Annotated in this window: 21 protein-coding genes; 10 read left to right on the top strand and 11 right to left on the bottom strand. The window is 70.2% G+C overall.

Translation table 11 applies throughout. The annotated features are described in order from the left end of the window. Positions 1–38: 38 nt before the first annotated feature. The 9 genes from FHY09_RS12440 to mdcA all read right to left on the bottom strand — a co-directional run bounded on the left by FHY09_RS12440 (position 39) and on the right by mdcA (position 8,320). On the bottom strand, positions 39–758 hold the full coding sequence (locus tag FHY09_RS12440) for a GntR family transcriptional regulator (protein ID WP_166927189.1): 720 nt from the start codon (positions 756–758) through the stop codon (positions 39–41). Between the two features lie 88 nt (positions 759–846). After that, positions 847–2,205, bottom strand: coding sequence for an SLC13 family permease (locus FHY09_RS12435; RefSeq protein WP_166927188.1), 1,359 nt, complete (start codon positions 2,203–2,205; stop codon positions 847–849). A 90-nt stretch (positions 2,206–2,295) separates the two neighbouring features. After that, complete coding sequence (mdcH, locus tag FHY09_RS12430; RefSeq protein WP_166927187.1) at positions 2,296–3,213, bottom strand: malonate decarboxylase subunit epsilon; 918 nt, start codon at positions 3,211–3,213, stop codon at positions 2,296–2,298. Further along, positions 3,210–4,115 (bottom strand): triphosphoribosyl-dephospho-CoA synthase MdcB, encoded by a 906-nt coding sequence (gene mdcB / locus FHY09_RS12425; RefSeq protein ID WP_166927186.1) that lies wholly within the window; start codon positions 4,113–4,115, stop codon positions 3,210–3,212. Before mdcB ends, mdcH begins: the two co-directional genes overlap by 4 nt. After that, complete coding sequence (mdcG, locus tag FHY09_RS12420) at positions 4,112–4,747, bottom strand: malonate decarboxylase holo-[acyl-carrier-protein] synthase (RefSeq protein WP_166927185.1); 636 nt, start codon at positions 4,745–4,747, stop codon at positions 4,112–4,114. Before mdcG ends, mdcB begins: the two co-directional genes overlap by 4 nt. 3 nt (positions 4,748–4,750) lie before the next feature. After that, positions 4,751–5,455 (bottom strand): biotin-independent malonate decarboxylase subunit gamma, encoded by a 705-nt coding sequence (gene mdcE, locus FHY09_RS12415; RefSeq protein WP_166927184.1) that lies wholly within the window; start codon positions 5,453–5,455, stop codon positions 4,751–4,753. Then, positions 5,452–6,339 carry a biotin-independent malonate decarboxylase subunit beta gene (locus FHY09_RS12410; RefSeq protein ID WP_166927183.1) on the bottom strand — a complete coding sequence of 296 codons (888 nt, stop codon included), beginning with the start codon at positions 6,337–6,339 and terminating at the stop codon, positions 5,452–5,454. Before FHY09_RS12410 ends, mdcE begins: the two co-directional genes overlap by 4 nt. Then, the gene (gene mdcC, locus FHY09_RS12405; protein WP_166927182.1) at positions 6,336–6,665 is read right to left on the bottom strand and encodes a malonate decarboxylase acyl carrier protein; all 330 of its coding nucleotides are present in this window, start codon (positions 6,663–6,665) and stop codon (positions 6,336–6,338) included. The genes FHY09_RS12410 and mdcC overlap by 4 nt, the downstream gene beginning before the upstream one ends. 11 nt (positions 6,666–6,676) lie before the next feature. Continuing rightward, positions 6,677–8,320: a malonate decarboxylase subunit alpha gene (gene mdcA / locus FHY09_RS12400; protein ID WP_166927181.1), complete on the bottom strand. Its 1,644-nt coding sequence runs from the start codon at positions 8,318–8,320 to the stop codon at positions 6,677–6,679. Between the two features lie 163 nt (positions 8,321–8,483). Between mdcA and FHY09_RS12395 the strand changes: the two genes are divergently transcribed. Continuing rightward, a complete protein-coding gene (locus FHY09_RS12395) occupies positions 8,484–8,777 on the top strand; it encodes a DUF3817 domain-containing protein (RefSeq protein WP_166927229.1) in 294 nt (97 codons plus the stop codon). Between the two features lie 22 nt (positions 8,778–8,799). Here FHY09_RS12395 and FHY09_RS12390 read toward each other — a convergent pair whose 3' ends face one another. Further along, a complete protein-coding gene (locus FHY09_RS12390) occupies positions 8,800–9,954 on the bottom strand; it encodes an MFS transporter (protein ID WP_166927180.1) in 1,155 nt (384 codons plus the stop codon). A gap of 35 nt (positions 9,955–9,989) precedes the next feature. After that, positions 9,990–10,772, bottom strand: coding sequence for a DeoR/GlpR family DNA-binding transcription regulator (locus FHY09_RS12385; protein ID WP_456362801.1), 783 nt, complete (start codon positions 10,770–10,772; stop codon positions 9,990–9,992). Between the two features lie 206 nt (positions 10,773–10,978). Here FHY09_RS12385 and moaA point away from each other — a divergent pair, with 206 nt between their 5' ends. The 9 genes from moaA (at position 10,979) to FHY09_RS12340 (ending at position 17,612) form a co-directional block, all read left to right on the top strand. Next, on the top strand, positions 10,979–11,959 hold the full coding sequence (gene moaA / locus FHY09_RS12380; protein WP_166927178.1) for a GTP 3',8-cyclase MoaA: 981 nt from the start codon (positions 10,979–10,981) through the stop codon (positions 11,957–11,959). 8 nt (positions 11,960–11,967) lie between these two features. After that, entirely contained in the window at positions 11,968–12,966 is a 999-nt protein-coding gene (gene moaCB / locus FHY09_RS12375) for a bifunctional molybdenum cofactor biosynthesis protein MoaC/MoaB (RefSeq protein ID WP_166927177.1), read from the top strand. Then, positions 12,963–14,225: a molybdopterin molybdotransferase MoeA gene (locus FHY09_RS12370; protein WP_166927176.1), complete on the top strand. Its 1,263-nt coding sequence runs from the start codon at positions 12,963–12,965 to the stop codon at positions 14,223–14,225. Before moaCB ends, FHY09_RS12370 begins: the two co-directional genes overlap by 4 nt. Next, entirely contained in the window at positions 14,225–14,485 is a 261-nt protein-coding gene (locus tag FHY09_RS12365; protein ID WP_166927175.1) for a MoaD/ThiS family protein, read from the top strand. The genes FHY09_RS12370 and FHY09_RS12365 overlap by 1 nt, the downstream gene beginning before the upstream one ends. Positions 14,486–14,487: 2 nt before the next feature. After that, positions 14,488–14,979 carry a molybdopterin synthase catalytic subunit gene (locus FHY09_RS12360; RefSeq protein WP_166927174.1) on the top strand — a complete coding sequence of 164 codons (492 nt, stop codon included), beginning with the start codon at positions 14,488–14,490 and terminating at the stop codon, positions 14,977–14,979. Then, the gene (gene modA, locus FHY09_RS12355; protein ID WP_166927173.1) at positions 14,976–15,737 is read left to right on the top strand and encodes a molybdate ABC transporter substrate-binding protein; all 762 of its coding nucleotides are present in this window, start codon (positions 14,976–14,978) and stop codon (positions 15,735–15,737) included. Before FHY09_RS12360 ends, modA begins: the two co-directional genes overlap by 4 nt. 4 nt (positions 15,738–15,741) lie before the next feature. Continuing rightward, positions 15,742–16,425, top strand: coding sequence for a molybdate ABC transporter permease subunit (gene modB, locus FHY09_RS12350; RefSeq protein ID WP_166927227.1), 684 nt, complete (start codon positions 15,742–15,744; stop codon positions 16,423–16,425). Continuing rightward, positions 16,415–17,089 carry an ATP-binding cassette domain-containing protein gene (locus FHY09_RS12345; protein ID WP_166927228.1) on the top strand — a complete coding sequence of 225 codons (675 nt, stop codon included), beginning with the start codon at positions 16,415–16,417 and terminating at the stop codon, positions 17,087–17,089. Before modB ends, FHY09_RS12345 begins: the two co-directional genes overlap by 11 nt. A gap of 121 nt (positions 17,090–17,210) precedes the next feature. Beyond that, positions 17,211–17,612 (top strand): response regulator, encoded by a 402-nt coding sequence (locus tag FHY09_RS12340; RefSeq protein ID WP_166927172.1) that lies wholly within the window; start codon positions 17,211–17,213, stop codon positions 17,610–17,612. Positions 17,613–17,681: the final 69 nt, after the last annotated feature.

Below are 17,681 nucleotides of genomic sequence, written 5' to 3'. Positions count from 1 at the left end.
GCCGATGGGCGCCCGGCGGCCGGCAGCGTGGTGCGCCGTCACAGACCGCCCTGGCGCGGCAGCGGGGCAGGCACGTTGAGCTGCCCGCCGGCCGCCACGTAGGCGGCCAACGCTTCGCCCTGGCTGAGCAGGTGGCGGTTCATGGTCTGCTCGGCAGCGAGAGCGTCACCCCGCCGGATGCAGTCCATCAGTTCGCGGTGTTCGGCCAGCGACTGGGCCATGCGCCCGGGCGTCAGCAGCTGGCGGCCGCGGTGCATCTTCAGGATGCGGTGCAGGTCGTGGGTGACGCGGATCAGCCACGGGTTTCCGGCATGCGTCTGCAGGGATTCGTGGATCAGGTAGTTGTTGCGGTAGTACTCGGCGAGATTGCCCACCGCCGCAGCGGCCTCCATGGCATCGTGCAGTGCCTGCAGGCTGGCCACGCCGGCGGCGTCGATGCGGCGCACCGCTTCGTGTGCGCACCGTCCCTCCAGCATGGCCATCACCGGGAACAGCTGGTTGAGGTCTTCCAGCGTCAGCCGGGTCACCCGGCTGCCGCGCCCGGCATCGATCTGCACCAGGCCTTCGGCGGCCAGCAGCTTCAGGCTTTCGCGCAGCGGCGTGCGGCTGATGCCCAGTTCTTCGGCCAGCGCCGGCTCATCGATCCACTCACCCGGCGGCAGGGCGTAGTCGTAGATCTTCTGCCGCAGCTGCTCGGCCACTTCTTCATAGAGCGGCACGCGCCTGCTGCTTTTACGGGGGCCGGGGGCCAGGGTCATCGGATCATGCCGTGCGGGGACCGCTCCATTCTACGGCCCGTACGCAGGGGTGACGAACGTGCGCCACCCCTGCGCCTACGGAGCCGCCTTACATCCAGCCCGGCACCACGAACAGCGCCCAGGCCAGCAGCGGTCCGAACACCACCACCAGGCCGCTGTAGACCAGGAAGCGGCGGAACAGCGCTTCGCGTTCTTCCTTGGCCGCCGAGGCCACCACAAGCGCGCCGTTGGTCGAGAACGGGCTGACGTCCACGACGGTGGAGGAAATCGCCAGGGCGCAGATGACGCCTGCAGCGCTGAGGTGTCCCTGCATCAGGAAAGGGACTGCCAGCGGAATCGTGGCACCCAGCACGGCGGCCGAGGACGCGAACGCCGAGACGATGCCGCCCACATAGCACACCAGCAGTGCGCCCAGCAGCGGGATGCCGATGCTGCTCACGCCGTTGCCGACGAAATCCACCGCGCCGGCTTTCTGCAGCACCGCCACATAGGTCACCACGCCACTGATGAGCAGCACCGTGGACCAGCTGATGCCATCCACCGCGCCTTTCTGCGCCGAGGGCGAGATCAGGGCGAGGATCACCGCCACGGTGATCGCCACCAGGCCGACGTTGAGATCGTAGGCCAGCGCCGCCACGCCCAGGCCCAGCAGCCCGAACAGGGTGATCAGGCGGTCGCGGGTAAGGCGGACCTCGTCGAGGGCTTCGGGATTGGTGGACAGCGTGCCACCACCAGCGCTCACCAGCGCGCCGTGACCTTCAATGGCGAACTGCCGCGAGGAGGCCTGTGCAGCGCCCGCCATCATCATGGCCGGCGCCGGCTCGTCCCGCGCGGGGGCACGGCGCATCAGCGCGATGCCACCGAAGGCGCAGAAGCAGATGATGCCCATCAGCAGGTTGAAGCCGAGGCTGGTCAGGAACACCGCCATTTCCGTGACTTCCAGCCCGGCCTTGGCCACCACCTGGTTGGTGATGCCACCGTACACACTGATCGGCGAGAAACCGCCGGCCTGGGCGCCGTGGATGACCAGCAGGCCCATCATCAGCGGATTGATCCGGTACTGTTTGGCGAAGCGCAGCGCGACCGGACCGATGATCGCCACCGCCGCCGGGCCCAGCGCCCCGAACGCGGTGAGCACGGCCGTGACCACGAACATCACCCAGGGAATGGCCACGATGTGGCCGCGCACCGCTTTGACCGCCCAGTGCACGAGCAGATCGATGGTGCCGTTCTTCTGTGCGATGGCGAACAGGTACGTGATGCCGACCAGCGTCAGGAACAGGTCGGCCGGGAAGCCTGCCAGCACCTCCTTGCCCTCCATGCCGACCCAGATGCCGCCGACGATGAAGGCCAGCGCGAAGGCGACCGCACCCATGTTGATCGGCAGCGCGGTGGCCACGATGAACATGACCACCAGGCCGATGATTGTTGCGATTTCAGGACTCATGCTCCCTCCCAGGATGCGTGCACTGCGGTGGTGAAACGGATGGCCACCCCCCATCCCGGGGTGTCGCGCCGCATGGCTGCGGTGTGCTGCTCAGGCCCGGGCGCATGCCGCTGCGACCCAGTCCGAGACGCCTTGCAGCGTCTGGAAATCATCAACGGATCGCGCCTGCAGGCGCGGTTGCAGGTCCAGCACGCGGCGCGCCAGCGCGCTGCCCGGGCCGAGTTCGAGAAAGACCCGGCCACCGCGCTCGACGGCCTGCGCGATCACGGCCTGCCAGTGCACGGTCTGTTCGATCTGCGCGCCCAGGGTGTCCACCACGGCCGCTGCGCTGCCAACGCGGCGGCCATCGATCCCGGCCAGCAAGGGCAGGGTGGGGGCCTGCAGGCGCTCGTCCGCCAGCACGCGGGAGAACTGCACGGCGGCATCGTGGAGCAGCGCGGTATGGGCAGGCACGTCCACCGGCAGGGGCACGCAGCGCGCACCCGACTGCATTGCCTGCGCCTGCAGCGCCTGCAGCGCCAGCCGGCGCCCGCCGAGCACCACATGATCCGGCCCGTTGACGATGGCGACGGCCACGCCGTGCGCGGTGCACAACGCATCGACGGTCCGGCGGTCCAGTCCCAGCACGGCGAGCAGGCCGGCATCGCCGGGGCTGGCGGCGTCCATCAATCGTGCGCGCTGCACGGCAAGCGAGAGGCACTGGGTGGCGCTGAAGCTGCCGGCGACCGCGTGTGCCGCCAGCTCCCCGGCACTGTAACCGGCCACGGCGAGGGGGCGCGGCAGGGCATCGCGCAGCGCCAGCCAGTGCGCCAATGCGCCGCCGCAGACCAGCGGCTGCGCACGCATGTTGCAGAACCGTTCCGCGCCCGCGGCGATGTCCGGCGCCGGTGCGCCCAGCACCGTGGCCAACTGCTGCAGCACCGGCTGCGCGGCGGCGTGCCCGCGCACGCGATCGAACATCGCGGGGTGCTGGCCGCCCTGGCCCGGGCACAGGAGCACGAGGCTCATGCCGTGCCCCCGCCATGCAGCCGGGTGGCACCGTCAGCAGACTGTTGCGCGAGCAGGAACAGCGCGCAGGCGAGCAGGTCGGCACTGCCACCCGGGCTCAGGCGCCGGGCTTCGAAGCGGCGCGAAATACGTGCCACCTGCGCACGCCAGTCCGGCTGCCGCACGCTGCCCTGCGCGAGGAAACTGGCCGCCTGCGCCTGCGCCAGCCGCAGGCCGGCCATGCCGCCGCGGTGCAGCAGGTTGAGATCATCGGTGACGGCAACCAGCGACATCAGCGCATGCACGCGGGCCGCCTCCTCATCACTGCCGTGCAGGCGCGCATCGCGCAGGGCCGGCACGGCGACCTCCCGCAACAACGGGAAGCCACGCGCGGCCTGTTCGCGGACGCCTTTGACGCCGTGCGCGCGGCAGGCGCGCTGACCCGGGCTGAGCGGATCCAGCGGGGCGCCGAGCAGCGGCTGCTGCCAGTCGCTGACCGCGCGGCAGATCTCGTCCGCGCACGCGGGACGGCCATACCGGGCCTCCAGGCGGGCGGCACGGGCGACCAGCAGGCCGAGGCTGAAGATCGCGCCACGGTGCGTGTTGACGCCGCCGGTGGCGGCGAGCATGCGGGCTTCGGCGGCCAGTCCCAGCGCCCGCAGGGGCTCGAAGTCCGGTGCGCGTGCGCCCTGCGCGGCAACGGCGGTGAAATAACCGCGCAACGCGAACAGGCTGCGCAGGAACGTGGCCGCGTCCATGTCGTGGTGGCTGCCGCGGCTGAAGGGGGTGACCAGGCCGGGTTTCGGGCTGCAGCTCAGTTCGGCGTGCAGACTGGCCACGGCCAGGCGCCCGAGCCGACCCGTAGCCGGTGTGGACAGCGCAGGTGCGCTGCGTTGCACCCACGCCAGCGGCAGGGTGCTCATGCGGTGCACCGTGGAGCGGGCAACGCGCTGCGCGGTGACAGCCAGCAGTCCGCATCGCTCTTGACCAGCAGCATGCGCGCTTCACCGGCATATTCGCGCCACTGCACGGCGCGCTGCCCGGGAAAGCGCAGCTCGCCATCGGCGCGCAGCGCGCCGGCCGCCTCCCAGTGGCGCAGTCGTGCGCATAGCGCGTCGGCCTGCACGGTGTCCTGCACCTCCCACAGCAGGTCGAGATCGGAGTCCGGACGCAGGTACGTGGCGCCCGTCAGTGCCTGCCAGGCATAGCTGCCAAACACCCGCGCGGGCGCGAGCTCGCTCGTGCTGGCCTGCAAGGCGAGCAGCGGCGGTCGCAGCGCAGCGGGCAGGGCCTGGATCACGGCAGCCAGCGTCGGCGGTGGGGTGTGCTTGACGATGCCGTCCGGCGTGCAGCGCAGTGCCAGGCGCTGCCGGCCTTCGGCCAGCGGCAGGGGTACGCCCAACCGTTGCTGCTTGCCATCGGTGCCCGGGTCGCGGCGCGCCACCACCAGCGGATGGCCTGCCTGCAGCCACGCCTGCAGCCGCGCACCCGCGCCGGGGGTGAGCGGCGTCCAGTCCGCTCGTGGATCCACCCAGACCAGATCGTGGCGGTGCATCGCTCAGGCCTGGCCTGCGGCCACGGCGGCGGCGATGTCATGCGCGAGCAGTCGCCCGCCGCGCGCCTTGCCGCGTTCACGGCGCAGGTCCGCCGGCACGGGCAGGGCAAGGGCCTGCTCCAGTGCCGTGGCGAGGTCACCGTCCCAGACCGCTTCCACCGCGCCCATGGCCACGTAATTGTCCACGCCGGGTGCGAACACCGGCGAACTTGCGCTGAGCGCCTGCAGCTTCTCCAGCGGTTGCTTGGTCACGCGCGCCATCGCACGCAGGTCCATCACGCGCACCTGCGCATCGGGCAGGGCGAAAATGCGGTCGGCCATCAGCCCGAACGACAGGAACCCGCCACTCACCGAATCGCCGTACACCAGGCTCAGCAGCCGCGCGCCGCGCTGGCGCGCGAGGTCGAGGCTGCCGGCCAGGTGGGCGAAGCAGCCGTTGATCCCCAGCAGTTCATCGCGGCGCGTCAGCCGCTGTCCGGCCGTATCGACCAGCATCACGATGGCCCGCTGCGGATGTTCGCGGGTACTGCGCAGCACGCAGGCTGACAACGCCAGGGCGTGGTCAACGCCTACTTCGAGCTTGTTGGTCGTGCCGATGACCGTCACCTCGCCGGCGGAGGTGGTTGCGGTGCCGGTCAGTACGTCATCGTGACGGGCGACCGCGTGGCCCTGCGGGAAGAGGGCATCGAGCAGGGTGTCGAGGGTCATGGCAGGCTCCGGTCCGCGACGGCCGCGAGAAAGGTGGGCGTGTCGAGCAGGGGCAGGCGCGCGGGCGCGTCGATGCCGAGGCCGGCCCAGACGTCCAGCCCATCCCGGCAATGGCCGAAGCGTTCGACGCGCGCTTCCAGATGGGACTGCGCCTGTTCCAGTGCGAGCAGTGGATCAGTGGCTTGCGCGGGGGTGGCCAGGGCCGCCGCGGCTGCTTGAGCGAAGGCGTCCATGTCGTCGGCCACCAGCACCTGCGCCTCGTTGATCAGGAAGCGGTGCTTGCCGCCGGTGACGCGCCATACCAGGCCCCGGTCGCGTGAGTCGAACTCCTCCACGCCACGCACGGTCTCGATCACTTCCGGCCCGGACAGTGAAAGGCGACCCTCCTCGGACATGATCACGGTGGTGCAGCAGCGCGCGACGATGCCCATGCCGCCGAACGCGCCGTTGCCGCTGCCGATCAGCGCCAGCACGGGCACGCCCGCCGCCCGCGCGGCCAGTGTGGCGCGCATGATTTCCGAGATCGCGATGAGGCCCGCGTTGGCTTCGTGCAGGCGCACGCCGCCGCTGTCGAGCAGCAGCAGCACGCCTTCCGCACGCGTGGCCACGGCCCGTTCGAGCAGGCCGACCAGCTTGGCGCCGTGCACTTCGCCCACGCCGCCGCCCATGAACTGCCCCTGCTGCGCGGCCACCAGTACCGGGCGTTGCCGCAGCAGGCCTTCGCCAACCACGATGCCGTCGTCGAAGGCGCCCGGCACATCAAGCTGGGCCAGGTGCGGGCTGACGGTGCGACGGCGCGGGCCGACGAATTCGTTGAAACTCCCGGCATCGAGCACGCCGGCAATGCGTTCGCGCGCGTCGGCTTCATAGTAGCTGTGGCTCATCGCACGTCTCCCGGCGAATCATCCTGCAGGCTCTCCAGCGCCTGCTGCAGGCGCAGGCTGACCACCGCCGGCGTCGCGCCGGCATCGTTGATGGACAACCGCACGTCGCGCAGGGGATGGCGGGCGGCGAAGTCGGTGAGCACCGCTTCCCAGATCGCGCCAAAGCCACGCGCGGAGGTGATGACCTCGATCTCCATGGCGCCCTCCAGCGCGGCCGGTTCGAGCATGACTTCCAGGTTGCCCGAGGCCACCACCCCGACCAGGGCGTGGCGTTGCGCATCGTTGAGGCGCTGGTGTCCGGGGAAGCGGTAGCGAAGGGTTTCCATGGTCGTCTGCCTTACCAGTTGCGGAAGCGTTGCGGCGGCTCGTACAGGCCTTGGGACCAGTGGACGAGATCCTTGACCGAGCGTGCGGCGAGCAGGTCGCGGGTGGCGTCGCGGGTGCGCACGCCAAGGTCCTCGGCGCGGCGGATCACCCCGCGGTCGCGCAGGTTCTCGACCATGGCCTTGTCACGCGCCATGCCCACCGCCGTATAGCCGGCGACCCCGCGGATGGCCTGTTCGCGTTCCTCCGGCGTACGGCACAGCAGCAGGTTGGCGATGCCTTCTTCGGTCAGCACGTGGGTGACATCGTCGCCGTAGATCATCACCGGCGGCAGCGGCATGGCCGCGCGTTCGGCCAGTTCCCACGCATCCAGGCGCTCGACGAACGCCGGTGCCATGTGCTCGCGGAAGGTCTCCACCATCTGCACCACAAGCTTGCGGCCACGGGGCATCTGCCCGGGCAACGCGGCCTGTTGCCCGGCCTTCAGCCAGGCTGGGCTGGCATGGCGCCGGCCGCGGGCGTCGGAGCCCATGTTGGGGGCGCCGCCGAAGCCGGCGATGCGGTCACGCGTGGCGGTGGAGCTGTTGCCCTGAAGATCGATCTGCAGCGTGGAGCCGATGAACATGTCACAGGCATACAGACCAGCGGTCTGCGAATAGGCGCGATTGGAGCGCATGCTGCCGTCGGCCCCGGTGAAGAACACATCCGGCCGGGCCTGGATGTAGTTTTCCATGCCGAGCTCGGAGCCAAAGGAATGCACGGACTTGACGAAGCCTGATTCGATGGCCGGAATCAGCGCCGGGTGCGGGTTCAGCGCCCAGTGGCTGCCGATCTTTCCCTTCAGGCCGAGGGATTCGGCATAGGTGGGCAACAGCAGTTCGATGGCCGCGGTATCGAAGCCGATGCCGTGGTTGAGGCGCTGCACGCCGTACTCGGCGTAGATGCCCTTGATCGCCATCATGGCCATCAGCACCTGGATCTCGGAGATCTGCGCCGGATCACGCGTGAACAGCGGCTCGATATGGTTCGGGCGCGGCGCCAGGGTCACGAAATCCACCCAGTCGGCGGGGATGTCCACGCGCGGCAGGGTATCGACGATTTCGTTCACCTGCGCGATCACGATGCCCCCACGGAAGGCGGTGGCCTCCACGATCACCGGGGTGTCTTCGGTGTTGGGCCCGGTGTACAGGTTGCCGTGGCGGTCAGCGGCCTGTGCGGCGACCAGCGCGACCTGCGGCGTGAGATCGATGAAGTAGCGCCCGAACAGTTCCAGGTACGTATGGATGGCGCCGATCTCGATCCGGCCCTCGGCGACCAGATTGGCCAGCCGGGCCCCTTGCGGTCCGGAGAAGGAGAAGTCCAGGCGCCTGGCAATGCCGCGCTCGAAGACATCGAGGTGGGAGGGCAGCGAGAGCACGGACTGCACCATGTGCAGGTCGTGCACGTGGGCCGCATCCAGCTCGGACAGGGTGTCGGCGAGGAAGTCGGCCTGCTTCTGGTTGTTGCCCTCCAGGCACACGCGATCGCCCGGTTGCAGCACGGCATGCAGCAACGCGCGTGCCTGCCCGTGGTCGACCTGGCGCCCCAGGCCGGCCTCGGCGACGCGCTGCAGGCGGTCCTGTCGCTGTTCTGCAAGGGTGTTCCAGCCACCGGTCATGCGCGACGCCTCTGTAATTACGTAGTAATTACGACGCTATCACCGCTGCGGCCGCCGGTGCAAGTGCAGCCGCAGCAGGCCCGGCGGGGTGCGGATGCGTATGCTGTAACGCCTTTCAGCCGCGCCGGATGCCCATTTGAACGCCGTACTCCCCCTCAGCCCCATGGGCCGCCTTTTTGCCTGGGTCGCATTCGCCGAGGCCTTCACCTGGGCCGGCCTGCTGGTCGGCATGTGGCTGAAATACGGCCTGGCCACGACGGAGATCGGGGTGTGGCTGTTCGGCCGCCTGCACGGCGTCGCGTTCATCGTCTACGCGGTGGTGGCGGTGCTGGCCGCCGTGCGCCTGCGCTGGCCGTGGTGGGCGGCCCTGCTGGCGGTCGCCGCTGCGGTTCCGCCGCTGGTGACCGTGCCACTGGAAATGTGGTTCCGCCGCCGCGGGCTGCTCGCTGCGCGATGAGGCCGGCGCCCGGGTGTGCCGCTCAGGGCGAGGCCAGGCGGACCCAGTGCGCCGTCGCGCCGACCAGCAGCAGCGACAGGGCGACCAGCGCCAGCGCCCACCCCAGGCTGCTGGCCTGCGCCGCAAAGCCGACCAGGGCCGGCCCAGCCAGCACGCCGGCGTAACCGAACGTGGTGACCGCCGGGATGGCGAGGCGTTCGGGCATCACGGTCTGGCGCCCGGCCAGCGAGAACAGCACCGGCACGATGTTCGCGCAGCCCATGCCGATCAGCACGCAACCGACCAGGGCCCAGCCCAGGCCCTGCCCAAGCAGCAGCAACGCAAAACCGCCCGCACCCACCAGTGCGCCCAGCAGAATCGCGCGTTGGCCCCCGACGCGGGCCACCACCGCATCGCCGAACAGGCGGGTCACCGTCATCGCCACCGAGAAGGCGAAGAAGCCCAGTCCGGCCCGGCCGACATCGACGCCCCGCACGTCGTGCAGGAAGACCGCGCTCCAGTCCAGCATCACCCCTTCGCCAAGGAAGGCCATCAAGCACAGCACGCCGATCAGCAGCACGATGCCGCGCGGCACGGCGAACACGGGCGCATCGGCCGGCGCCCGGTCAACGCGCCAGTGCGGGGCGGCCAGGGCCATCACCGCAAGCATCAGCGCCACCAGCAGCGCGGACGCCAGCCACGGCATCAACCCGAGCATGAGCAGGCCGGTCATCGCTGCGGCGCCCAGCGCACCGCCGATGCTGTACCAGGCATGGAATCCGGACATCATCGGGCGTGCCGCATCACGTTCCACCATCACCGCCTGCAGGTTCATCACGCAGTCACAGGCCCCGATTCCCGCACCGAAGGCGAACAGCACCGCGCCCAGCAGCCACGCCGAAGGGGCCAGCGCAAGCAGGGGCAGCATGGCGCAGGCCATCAGCAGGGTGGCCAGCATCACCCCACGGCAGCCCAGACGTGCGGCGGCGGCACCGGCCAGCGGCATGGCCACCAGCGAGCCGGCACCCAGGCAGAGCAGGGCCAGGCCCAGCGTGCCTTCGTCCAGCCCGGTGCGTGCCTTGGCGAAAGGCACCAGCGGTGCCCAGGCGGCAAGGGCGAAGCCGGGGAGCAGGAAGGCGGCGCGCGTGGCGTGCTGTTGCCGGCGGGCGACGTGCGCGGTGGTAGCGGAGGCAGGCATCGGGGCTCGCTGGCAGCTGGAATGGGAAGGTCGGGTCAGGCGGTCGCGGCGGGAGCGCGCAGGACCTGCAGGCCCCGCGCCTGCAGGGCGTCGACGAAGGCGGCGGGTGCATCGTGTTCGCAGACCAGGATGCTGCGCTCGTCGAGCTCACCGATCCGGAAGCTGGCCACCGCACCCAGCTTTTCGTTGGCCACTACGACCAGATGACGGTCGGCACGCGCGCGCATCTCACGCTTGAGCACCGCCTCCTCGGCATCGATCGCCCACAGCCCGCCTGCCACGTCGATCGCGCAGGCGCCGACGCAGGCGATGTCCGCACGCAGCATCTGCAGGGCCTGCAGTGCCTGCGCACCGAGCAGGGCGCCGGACCGCTTGTGCAGGCGGCCGCCGAGCAGGGTCACCTCAGGCCCCGGGTGGTCGAGCAGGCGCAGCGCGATGTCCGGCGCATTGGTCACCACCTGCAGTGCGGCGCCCGGCGGCAGCGCGCTGGCGAGGGCGCTGTTGGTGGAACCCGCATCGAGCAGCAGCGACTGCCCGGCGCGCAGCTGTGCCACCGCGCACCGGGCGAGCGCGTGCTTGCGGCAGGCCGCCTGGTCATGGCGTTCGTGCAGGGGCGCGTACTGCGGGGTGACGGGCAGCGCACCGCCATGGACCCTGCGGCACAGGCCCTGCGCGGAAAGGTCGCGCAGGTCGCGGCGGATGGAATCTTCGGACACGCCGAACTGCACCGCGAGCGCGGCCGAGAGCACGCGCCCTTCGTTTTTCAGCTGCTGCAGGATGCGGGCGTGGCGTTCGCTCGGTAGCGCTTCGGTGCTCATGGCGACCATTTTTCAGCAACGTGCAGAAGCGTGCAACAACACGCATAAAAGCGCATGCAGCATGAGGTGAGGCCGGCGATCCGGCGCGGAAGTCATGCCGCCGTCGCGCCGATCCCGGTAGGCTGCCTGCAATGAACACGCACGATCAGGGGCGGCCCGCACGGCCGGCACGAGACCATGACCAGCCGCTCTCCGTTGGAACGCACATGAGCCCACTCACCGATGGCTTCGGGCGCAGCTTCCCATACCTGCGCCTGTCGCTTACCGAGGCGTGCAACTTCCGCTGCACGTACTGCCTGCCCGACGGCTACCAGGCCGACGGCCGTCCGCAGTTCCTCGCCGTGGATGAGATCCGCCGCCTGGTGCGCGCCTTCGCCACGCTGGGGATGCACAAGATCCGCCTGACCGGCGGGGAGCCGAGCCTGCGGCGGGATCTGGACGAAATCATCGCCACCGTCGCGGCCGTGCCGGGGGTGCGCAAGGTCGGCCTGACCACCAACGGCACGCTGCTGCCGCGCCGCCTGCCGGGCTGGCACCGCGCTGGGCTGACGGCGCTGAACATCAGCATGGACAGCCTGGACCGGGGGCGCTTCCTGGCCATCACCGGCCACGACCGCCTGCCCGAGATCCAGGAAGGCATCGACATGGCCGCGGAGCTGGGACTTGAGGCAGTCAAGCTCAACGCCGTGCTGCTGCGCGGGCTCAATGACGATGAACTGCCGCAGTGGATGGCATTCCTGCGCACCCGCGCGGTCAGCGTGCGCTTCATCGAGTTGATGCGCACCGGCGACAACGAGGCCTACTTCAAGCAGCACCACCTGCGCGCCGAGCACATCACCCACCAGTTGACGGCGGCCGGTTGGCATGAACGGCCGCGGCGTGCGGACGCCGGCCCGGCGCGTGAATACACGCACCCCGATCATCGCGGCAGCGTCGGCATCATCGCGCCGTATTCCAAGGACTTCTGCCGGGGCTGCAACCGGCTGCGGGTGACCGCGCGCGGTGACCTGCGGCTGTGCCTGTTCGGCGATTTCGGCATCGCGCTGCGGCCACTGCTGCAGTCCGATGATGACCATGACGCGCTGCTCGCACGCATCACCACCCAGCTCGGCCTGAAAGCGGCCGGGCACGGACTGCACCAGGGCCAGACCGGGCTGACGCCCCATCTGGCTTCCATCGGAGGATGAAACACAGCATGACGGTTGAACCAGGCGCGGCCTTCCACATGGCCGATGTGCGCGACAAGCGCGTGACCCGCCGACGCGCTGTCGCTGTCGGTGAACTGATTGCCGGGCCGCTGGCCTTTCCCTTGATTGTCGAGCGCCGACTGCCGAAGGGCGATGCGCTGGTGATGGCGGAGATCGCCGGCCTGCAGGGCGCGAAGATGGCTTCGGCGCTGATGCCGCTGTGCCATCCGCTGCCGCTGGAGCTGGTGCGGGTCTACTGCGCACCGGTGCCGGAGCGGCATGCGATCCGGGTGTGGTGCGAGTGCGCGAGCGAGGCGCGTACCGGCGTGGAAATGGAGGCGCTGGCCGGCGTCAATGCGGCCCTGCTCACGCTGTACGACCTGAGCAAACCGGTCGAGCCCGGGCTGGAGATGTCCGGGATCCGCCTGTTGTTCAAGGAAGGCGGCAAGCGCGGCGTGTGGGAGCACCCGCAGGGCATGACGGTGGCTGAGCGCGAGCGGTTCCGCCCGCGCGCGCCCAAAGGGTTGCAAGGGGCACGCTGCGCGGTGGTGACGCTCAGTGATCGGGCCAGCACGGGGGGCTATGAAGACGCGTCCGGGCCGGTGCTTGCCGCCGGCCTGCAGGCGCTGGGCGGTGACGTGGTGCAGCAGGTGATCCTTGCCGATGGCATCGAGCCGCTCGCCGCTCAGCTGCGGACGCTGGCCGGTCAGGGCGTGCAGCTGTGCCTGTGCACCGGGGGTACGGGGCTGGGGCCGCGCGACCTGACGCCGGAAGCGCTGCAGTCGCTGGGCGGGCGCAGCGTACCGGGACTTGCCGCGATGGTGCGCACGCTCAGCGCCCAGCACACGCCGATGGCGTGGTTGAGCCGCGCCGAGGTGGTGCAGGTGCAGGACATGCTGATCGTCGCGTTGCCCGGCAGTCCGCGCGCGGCCGCGCAGTGCCTGGACATCCTCGCGCCCGTGCTGGGCCATGCGCTGGCGATGATGGCGGGCGGTGGCCACGCATGATCGCGTATGAAGAGGCGTTGCAGTGCCTTCTGGAACAGGCGCGCGACCACGGCATGACCGCCGTGGAGCAGCTGCCCACGCAGCAGGCAGCCGGCCGTGTCAGTGCCGCCGCCGTGCACAGCAGCCAGTGCCTGCCGCCGTTCGACAATTCGGCGATGGATGGCTTTGCGCTGTGCCTGCAGGGCCACGTGACAGCGCCGGGAACGGAATGGGCGGTCACCGGCTGGCAGGCGGCCGGCGATGCCGCCGCCGAGGGCGCCAGCGGCGCCTGGGAAATCATGACCGGGGCGCGGCTGCCAGCAGGCCTGGACAGTGTGGTCCCGGTCGAGCAGGTCGAGGTTCTCGTGCGTGATGGTGCGCGCCCGTTGCGCATCCGGTTGCGCGCGGCCGTGCAGCCGGGGCAGTTCGTGCGCCTGCGTGGCCAGGACGTGGCGACGGGTGAAGAGGTCCTCGGCACCGCCGCGCGGCTGGACACCAATGCCATCACCCTGCTGCACGCGCTGGGCGTGGGCAGCGTGCCGGTACGGGCTCGGCCCCGTGTGGCGGTGATCGCCACCGGCAAGGAACTGGTTGGCACGGCGGCGCAGGCACTGGAGAGCGGCCAGATCCGTGACAGCAACCGGCCTTACCTGGTGTCGCGCCTGCAGGCGGCCGGCGCCGACGTGGTGCTGCAGGACACGGTCAGCGATGAGGTGGCCGCCTTCGACGCGGCCCTGGACGCGGCCCTGGCAGCGGGCGCACGGGTGGTCGTGAGTACCGGCGCGGTCTCCGCCGGGCGCTATGATTTCATTCCCGACGCATTGCGTGCACGCGGTGCGCGCGTGTGCTTCCACAAGGTGGCGATCCGGCCCGGCAAGCCCATCCTGTTTGCCCGGCTGGAAGATGGCGCGCTGTACTTCGGTCTGCCGGGCAATCCCGTATCGACCGCGGTGGGGCAGCGCTTCTTCGTCGAACCGGTGCTGCGCGTTCTGCTCGGCCTGCCGCCGGAGACGCCGCTCACGGTCCCGTTGGCACACGCGGTGGAGCCGCCGGCCGGCATGCGCTGGCACGCGCGCGCGCAGGTCCGCCTGGACGCGCGCGGCCAGCTGAGCGCGCACATCGGCAGCGGACAGGAATCGTTCCGCCTGGCGACCACGCTACACGCCAATGCCTGGGCGGTGATGGAACCGCGCGAGGGTCCGGCGCCGGCGGGGACGCACGTGCAGGTGCTGGGCTGGGGCCATCACGAGCCGATCCATTTCGATTGTCAGGAGACGTGATGACACAGGTAACGCTGCAACTGTTCGGCGCGTTCTCGGACCTTGATCCGGCGCGCGAGATCCGCGTGGAGGTCGACGGTGGGCAGGTCGCCGACCTGCGTGCGGCCCTGCGCCGGGTGCTGCCCGAGCGCTGGCCGGGGTTCCGCGCGGGGCTGCTGGATTACTCCGCGTTCGCCGATTCCCAGCGCGTGCTGCGCGACCACGAGCCCTTGCCGGCCGATGGCCGGGTGGCGATCCTGCCACCGGTGAGCGGAGGATGAGCATGAGTGCGCAGTCACTGTGGAAAATCGTCGAGCGCGCCGAGGGGGCGATCGATCCGGCCGAGGCCATCGCATTCGTATCCGATCCGGGTTTCGGTGGCCTTGATGTGTTCATCGGCAAGGTGCGCGATCTCAACCAGGGCAGGGCGGTGCGGGGGATTACGTATGATCTGTTCGAGCCGCTGGTGATGGCCGGGTTCGAGCGCATGGCCGGCCAGGTGCAGGCCCGCTTTGGTCCACGCGTGAAGCTGTACATCGCACACGCCAAGGGTCGCCTGGCGGTGGGCGATGTCGCCGTGGTCGTCGCGGCGGGTACGCCACACCGCGGCGAGGCCTTCGCCGCCTGCCGCGAGCTGATCGAGGTGGTCAAGCACCACAGCCCGGTATGGAAACAGGAACACTACGAGGACGGCGACAGCGTCTGGAGCGAGGGCTGCACCCTGTGCCACGCCGAGGATCTGCCGGTGGCCCCCGAGGAGGGCGGCCAACCATGATCAGGCGTGCGCGGCTTGCATTCGCGTGGCTGTCCTTCGCGTTGCTGACAGGCGCCCTGCCGGCGTCGGCTGCCACGCTGACGGTCTCTGCGGCATCGAGCCTGACCGAGAGTTTCCGGGAGGTGGCCAGCGCCTACGAACAGGCCCATCCCGGCACCCGGGTCGACCTCAACTTCGCCGCTTCCGGCGTGCTCCTGCAGCAGATCGGCCGCGGTGCGCCGGTGGATGTCTTCGCATCGGCTGACATGCCCACGATGGACCGAGCCGGACAGCGGAGCCTGCTGTTGCCCGGCAGCCGCCACGTGTTCGCCCGCAATACGTTGTGGGTGGTGGTGCCACCGCGCGCCACCGCACCGCCGCGCCGCCTGCAGGACCTTGGTGCACCGGGCATGCAGCGGATCGCGCTGGGCAACCCGGACAGCGTGCCGGCAGGCCACTACGCGTTGCAGGCCCTGCGGCGCGCCGGCCTGTGGACTGCGCTGCAGAGCCGGGTGATCCGCACCCAGAACGTGCGCCAGTCACTGGATTACGTGGCCCGCGGCGAAGTGGATGCGGGCTTTGTCTACGCCACCGATGCGCAGGCGATGCCCGCTCGGGTGAGCCGGGCGTTCGAGGTGCCCGTAGAAGGCGGGATCGCCTATCCGCTGGCCGCGCTGAAAGACACGCGCCAGCCTGCCGAGGCGCAGCGTTTCATCGCCTTCGTGCGTTCCCCGCAGGGTCAGGCGATCCTGCGCCGGCATGGCTTCAGCGCCCCCTGAGCTCATGGACCTGGACTGGACCGCACTGGGATTGTCATTGAAAGTGGCCGGCTGGGCCACGCTGATCAACCTCGTGCTCGGCGTGGGGCTGGGTGCGCTGCTGGCGCGCCGTCGGTTTCCCGGGCGCGAGCTGCTCGATACGGTGCTGACACTGCCCATGGTGCTGCCCCCGACCGTGCTCGGTTACTACCTTCTGGTGCTGATCGGACGCAACGGACCGCTGGGCGGCTGGCTGCAGGCCACGTTCGGGGTCAATCTGGTGTTCACCTGGCAGGCGGCGGTGATCGCCGCGGCGATCGCCTCGTTGCCGCTGGTCTTCAAGCCCGCACGCGCCGCGTTCGAAGGTGTGGACCGCCAGCTGGAACAGGCCGCGCGCACGCTCGGGCTGACCGAAGCAGCGGTGTTCTTCCGGGTGACCCTGCCCCTTGCCTGGCGCGGCATACTGGCCGGCGTGCTGCTGGCCTTCGCGCGGGCGATGGGCGAGTTCGGCGCCACGCTGATGGTGGCCGGCAGCATCCCGGGGCGCACGCAGACGCTTTCCATCGCCATCTACGAGGCGGTGCAATCAGGGCAGGACGGGCGTGCCAACGCGTTGGTGATCCTGACCTCGGTGGTGTGCATCGGGGTGCTGTTGCTGGCGTCACGGCTGGTGGGCGGACGCCGCCGCGGGGTGCGTGATGTGGCTTGACGTGGATATCCAGCGGCGGATGCGCGCGGCGGGGCAGGTGTTCGATCTGCAGGTCGCGCTGTGCTGCACGGCGCCTCAGGTGGTGCTGTGCGGTCCCTCCGGCGCAGGCAAGAGCCTGACGCTGCGCGCCGTGGCCGGACTGCTGCGGCCGGACCACGGGCACGTCCGGCTGCACGGCGAGGACGTCTTCAGACGGACAGGGCAGGCACGGGTGGATGTCCCCGCGCGGCGGCGGCGCATCGGCTATGTGTTCCAGGATTACGCCCTGTTTCCGTTCCTGAGCGTGCGCCAGAACGTAGCCTTCGGCCTGCAGGGCGGGTGGCTCAACCCGTCGCCGGACCGGCGCGACGAACGGGTGGAGCGTTGGCTGCACGCGTTGCGCATCGACGGCGTGGCCGATTCGCTGCCTGGCGAGATCTCAGGGGGGCAGCGGCAACGCACGGCGCTGGCCCGGGCACTGGCGCCGGGGCCGCAGGCCCTGTTGCTGGACGAGCCCTTCGCCGCGCTCGACCACGCCCTGCGCGAGCACCTGCGCAGCGAACTGCAGGACGTGCTTGCGCAGGCCGGCATCCCGCTGCTGCTCATCAGCCATGACCCGCAGGACGTGGCGATGTTCGGCGGGCAGGTCATCCAGGTCGACCGGGGCAGGGTGGTCGGCACCTGAGGTGCCCGTGGGCGTGGGGCGCGGCACGCCCCTCACGCACCCTTGCCCTTCGCTTCGTGCATCATCGCGGCCACATTCGCACGAATCCCCCCTGCGGGGAGCAGCTATCCAAGGAGTCGAGGTGGGTCAGGAACGCAATACGCCAGGCGGTCTCAGTGGCGCGAAAGTGCTAGTGGCCGAGGACGAATACACGATCGCCATGTTCCTGGTGGATTTCCTGGAGATGAAGGACGTGCAGGTGATCGGGCCGGCCGGCAACCTGAAGGCGCTCGGTGAACTGCTTGATGCTGAGCAGATCGATGTCGCGCTGCTGGATATCAACCTGGGGGGCGAGCTGGTCTATCCGGTGGCCGATCGCCTGCGCGAGAAAGGCGTGCCGTTCCTGTTGACCTCCGGCTACGACGACAACGTCCCGGCGCGCTTCAGCGATGTTCCGCGCTGTGCCAAGCCGTACCGGTTGGAGGCCCTCGCGCGTGCGCTGGAAGAGACCCTGGCGCAGGGCCGGCGCCCCGGCCCGCACTGACGGCCGCGTCGATGCACGCCCCCTCTCCGCCCCCCGCCGGGAACGTTTCCACGCTCATGCCGACGGTAC

This window comes from Xanthomonas sp. 60 (assembly GCF_011761925.1).
The sequence above is the reverse complement of the archived record's forward strand: the minus strand, read 5'-3'. Positions and strand labels throughout refer to the sequence as shown.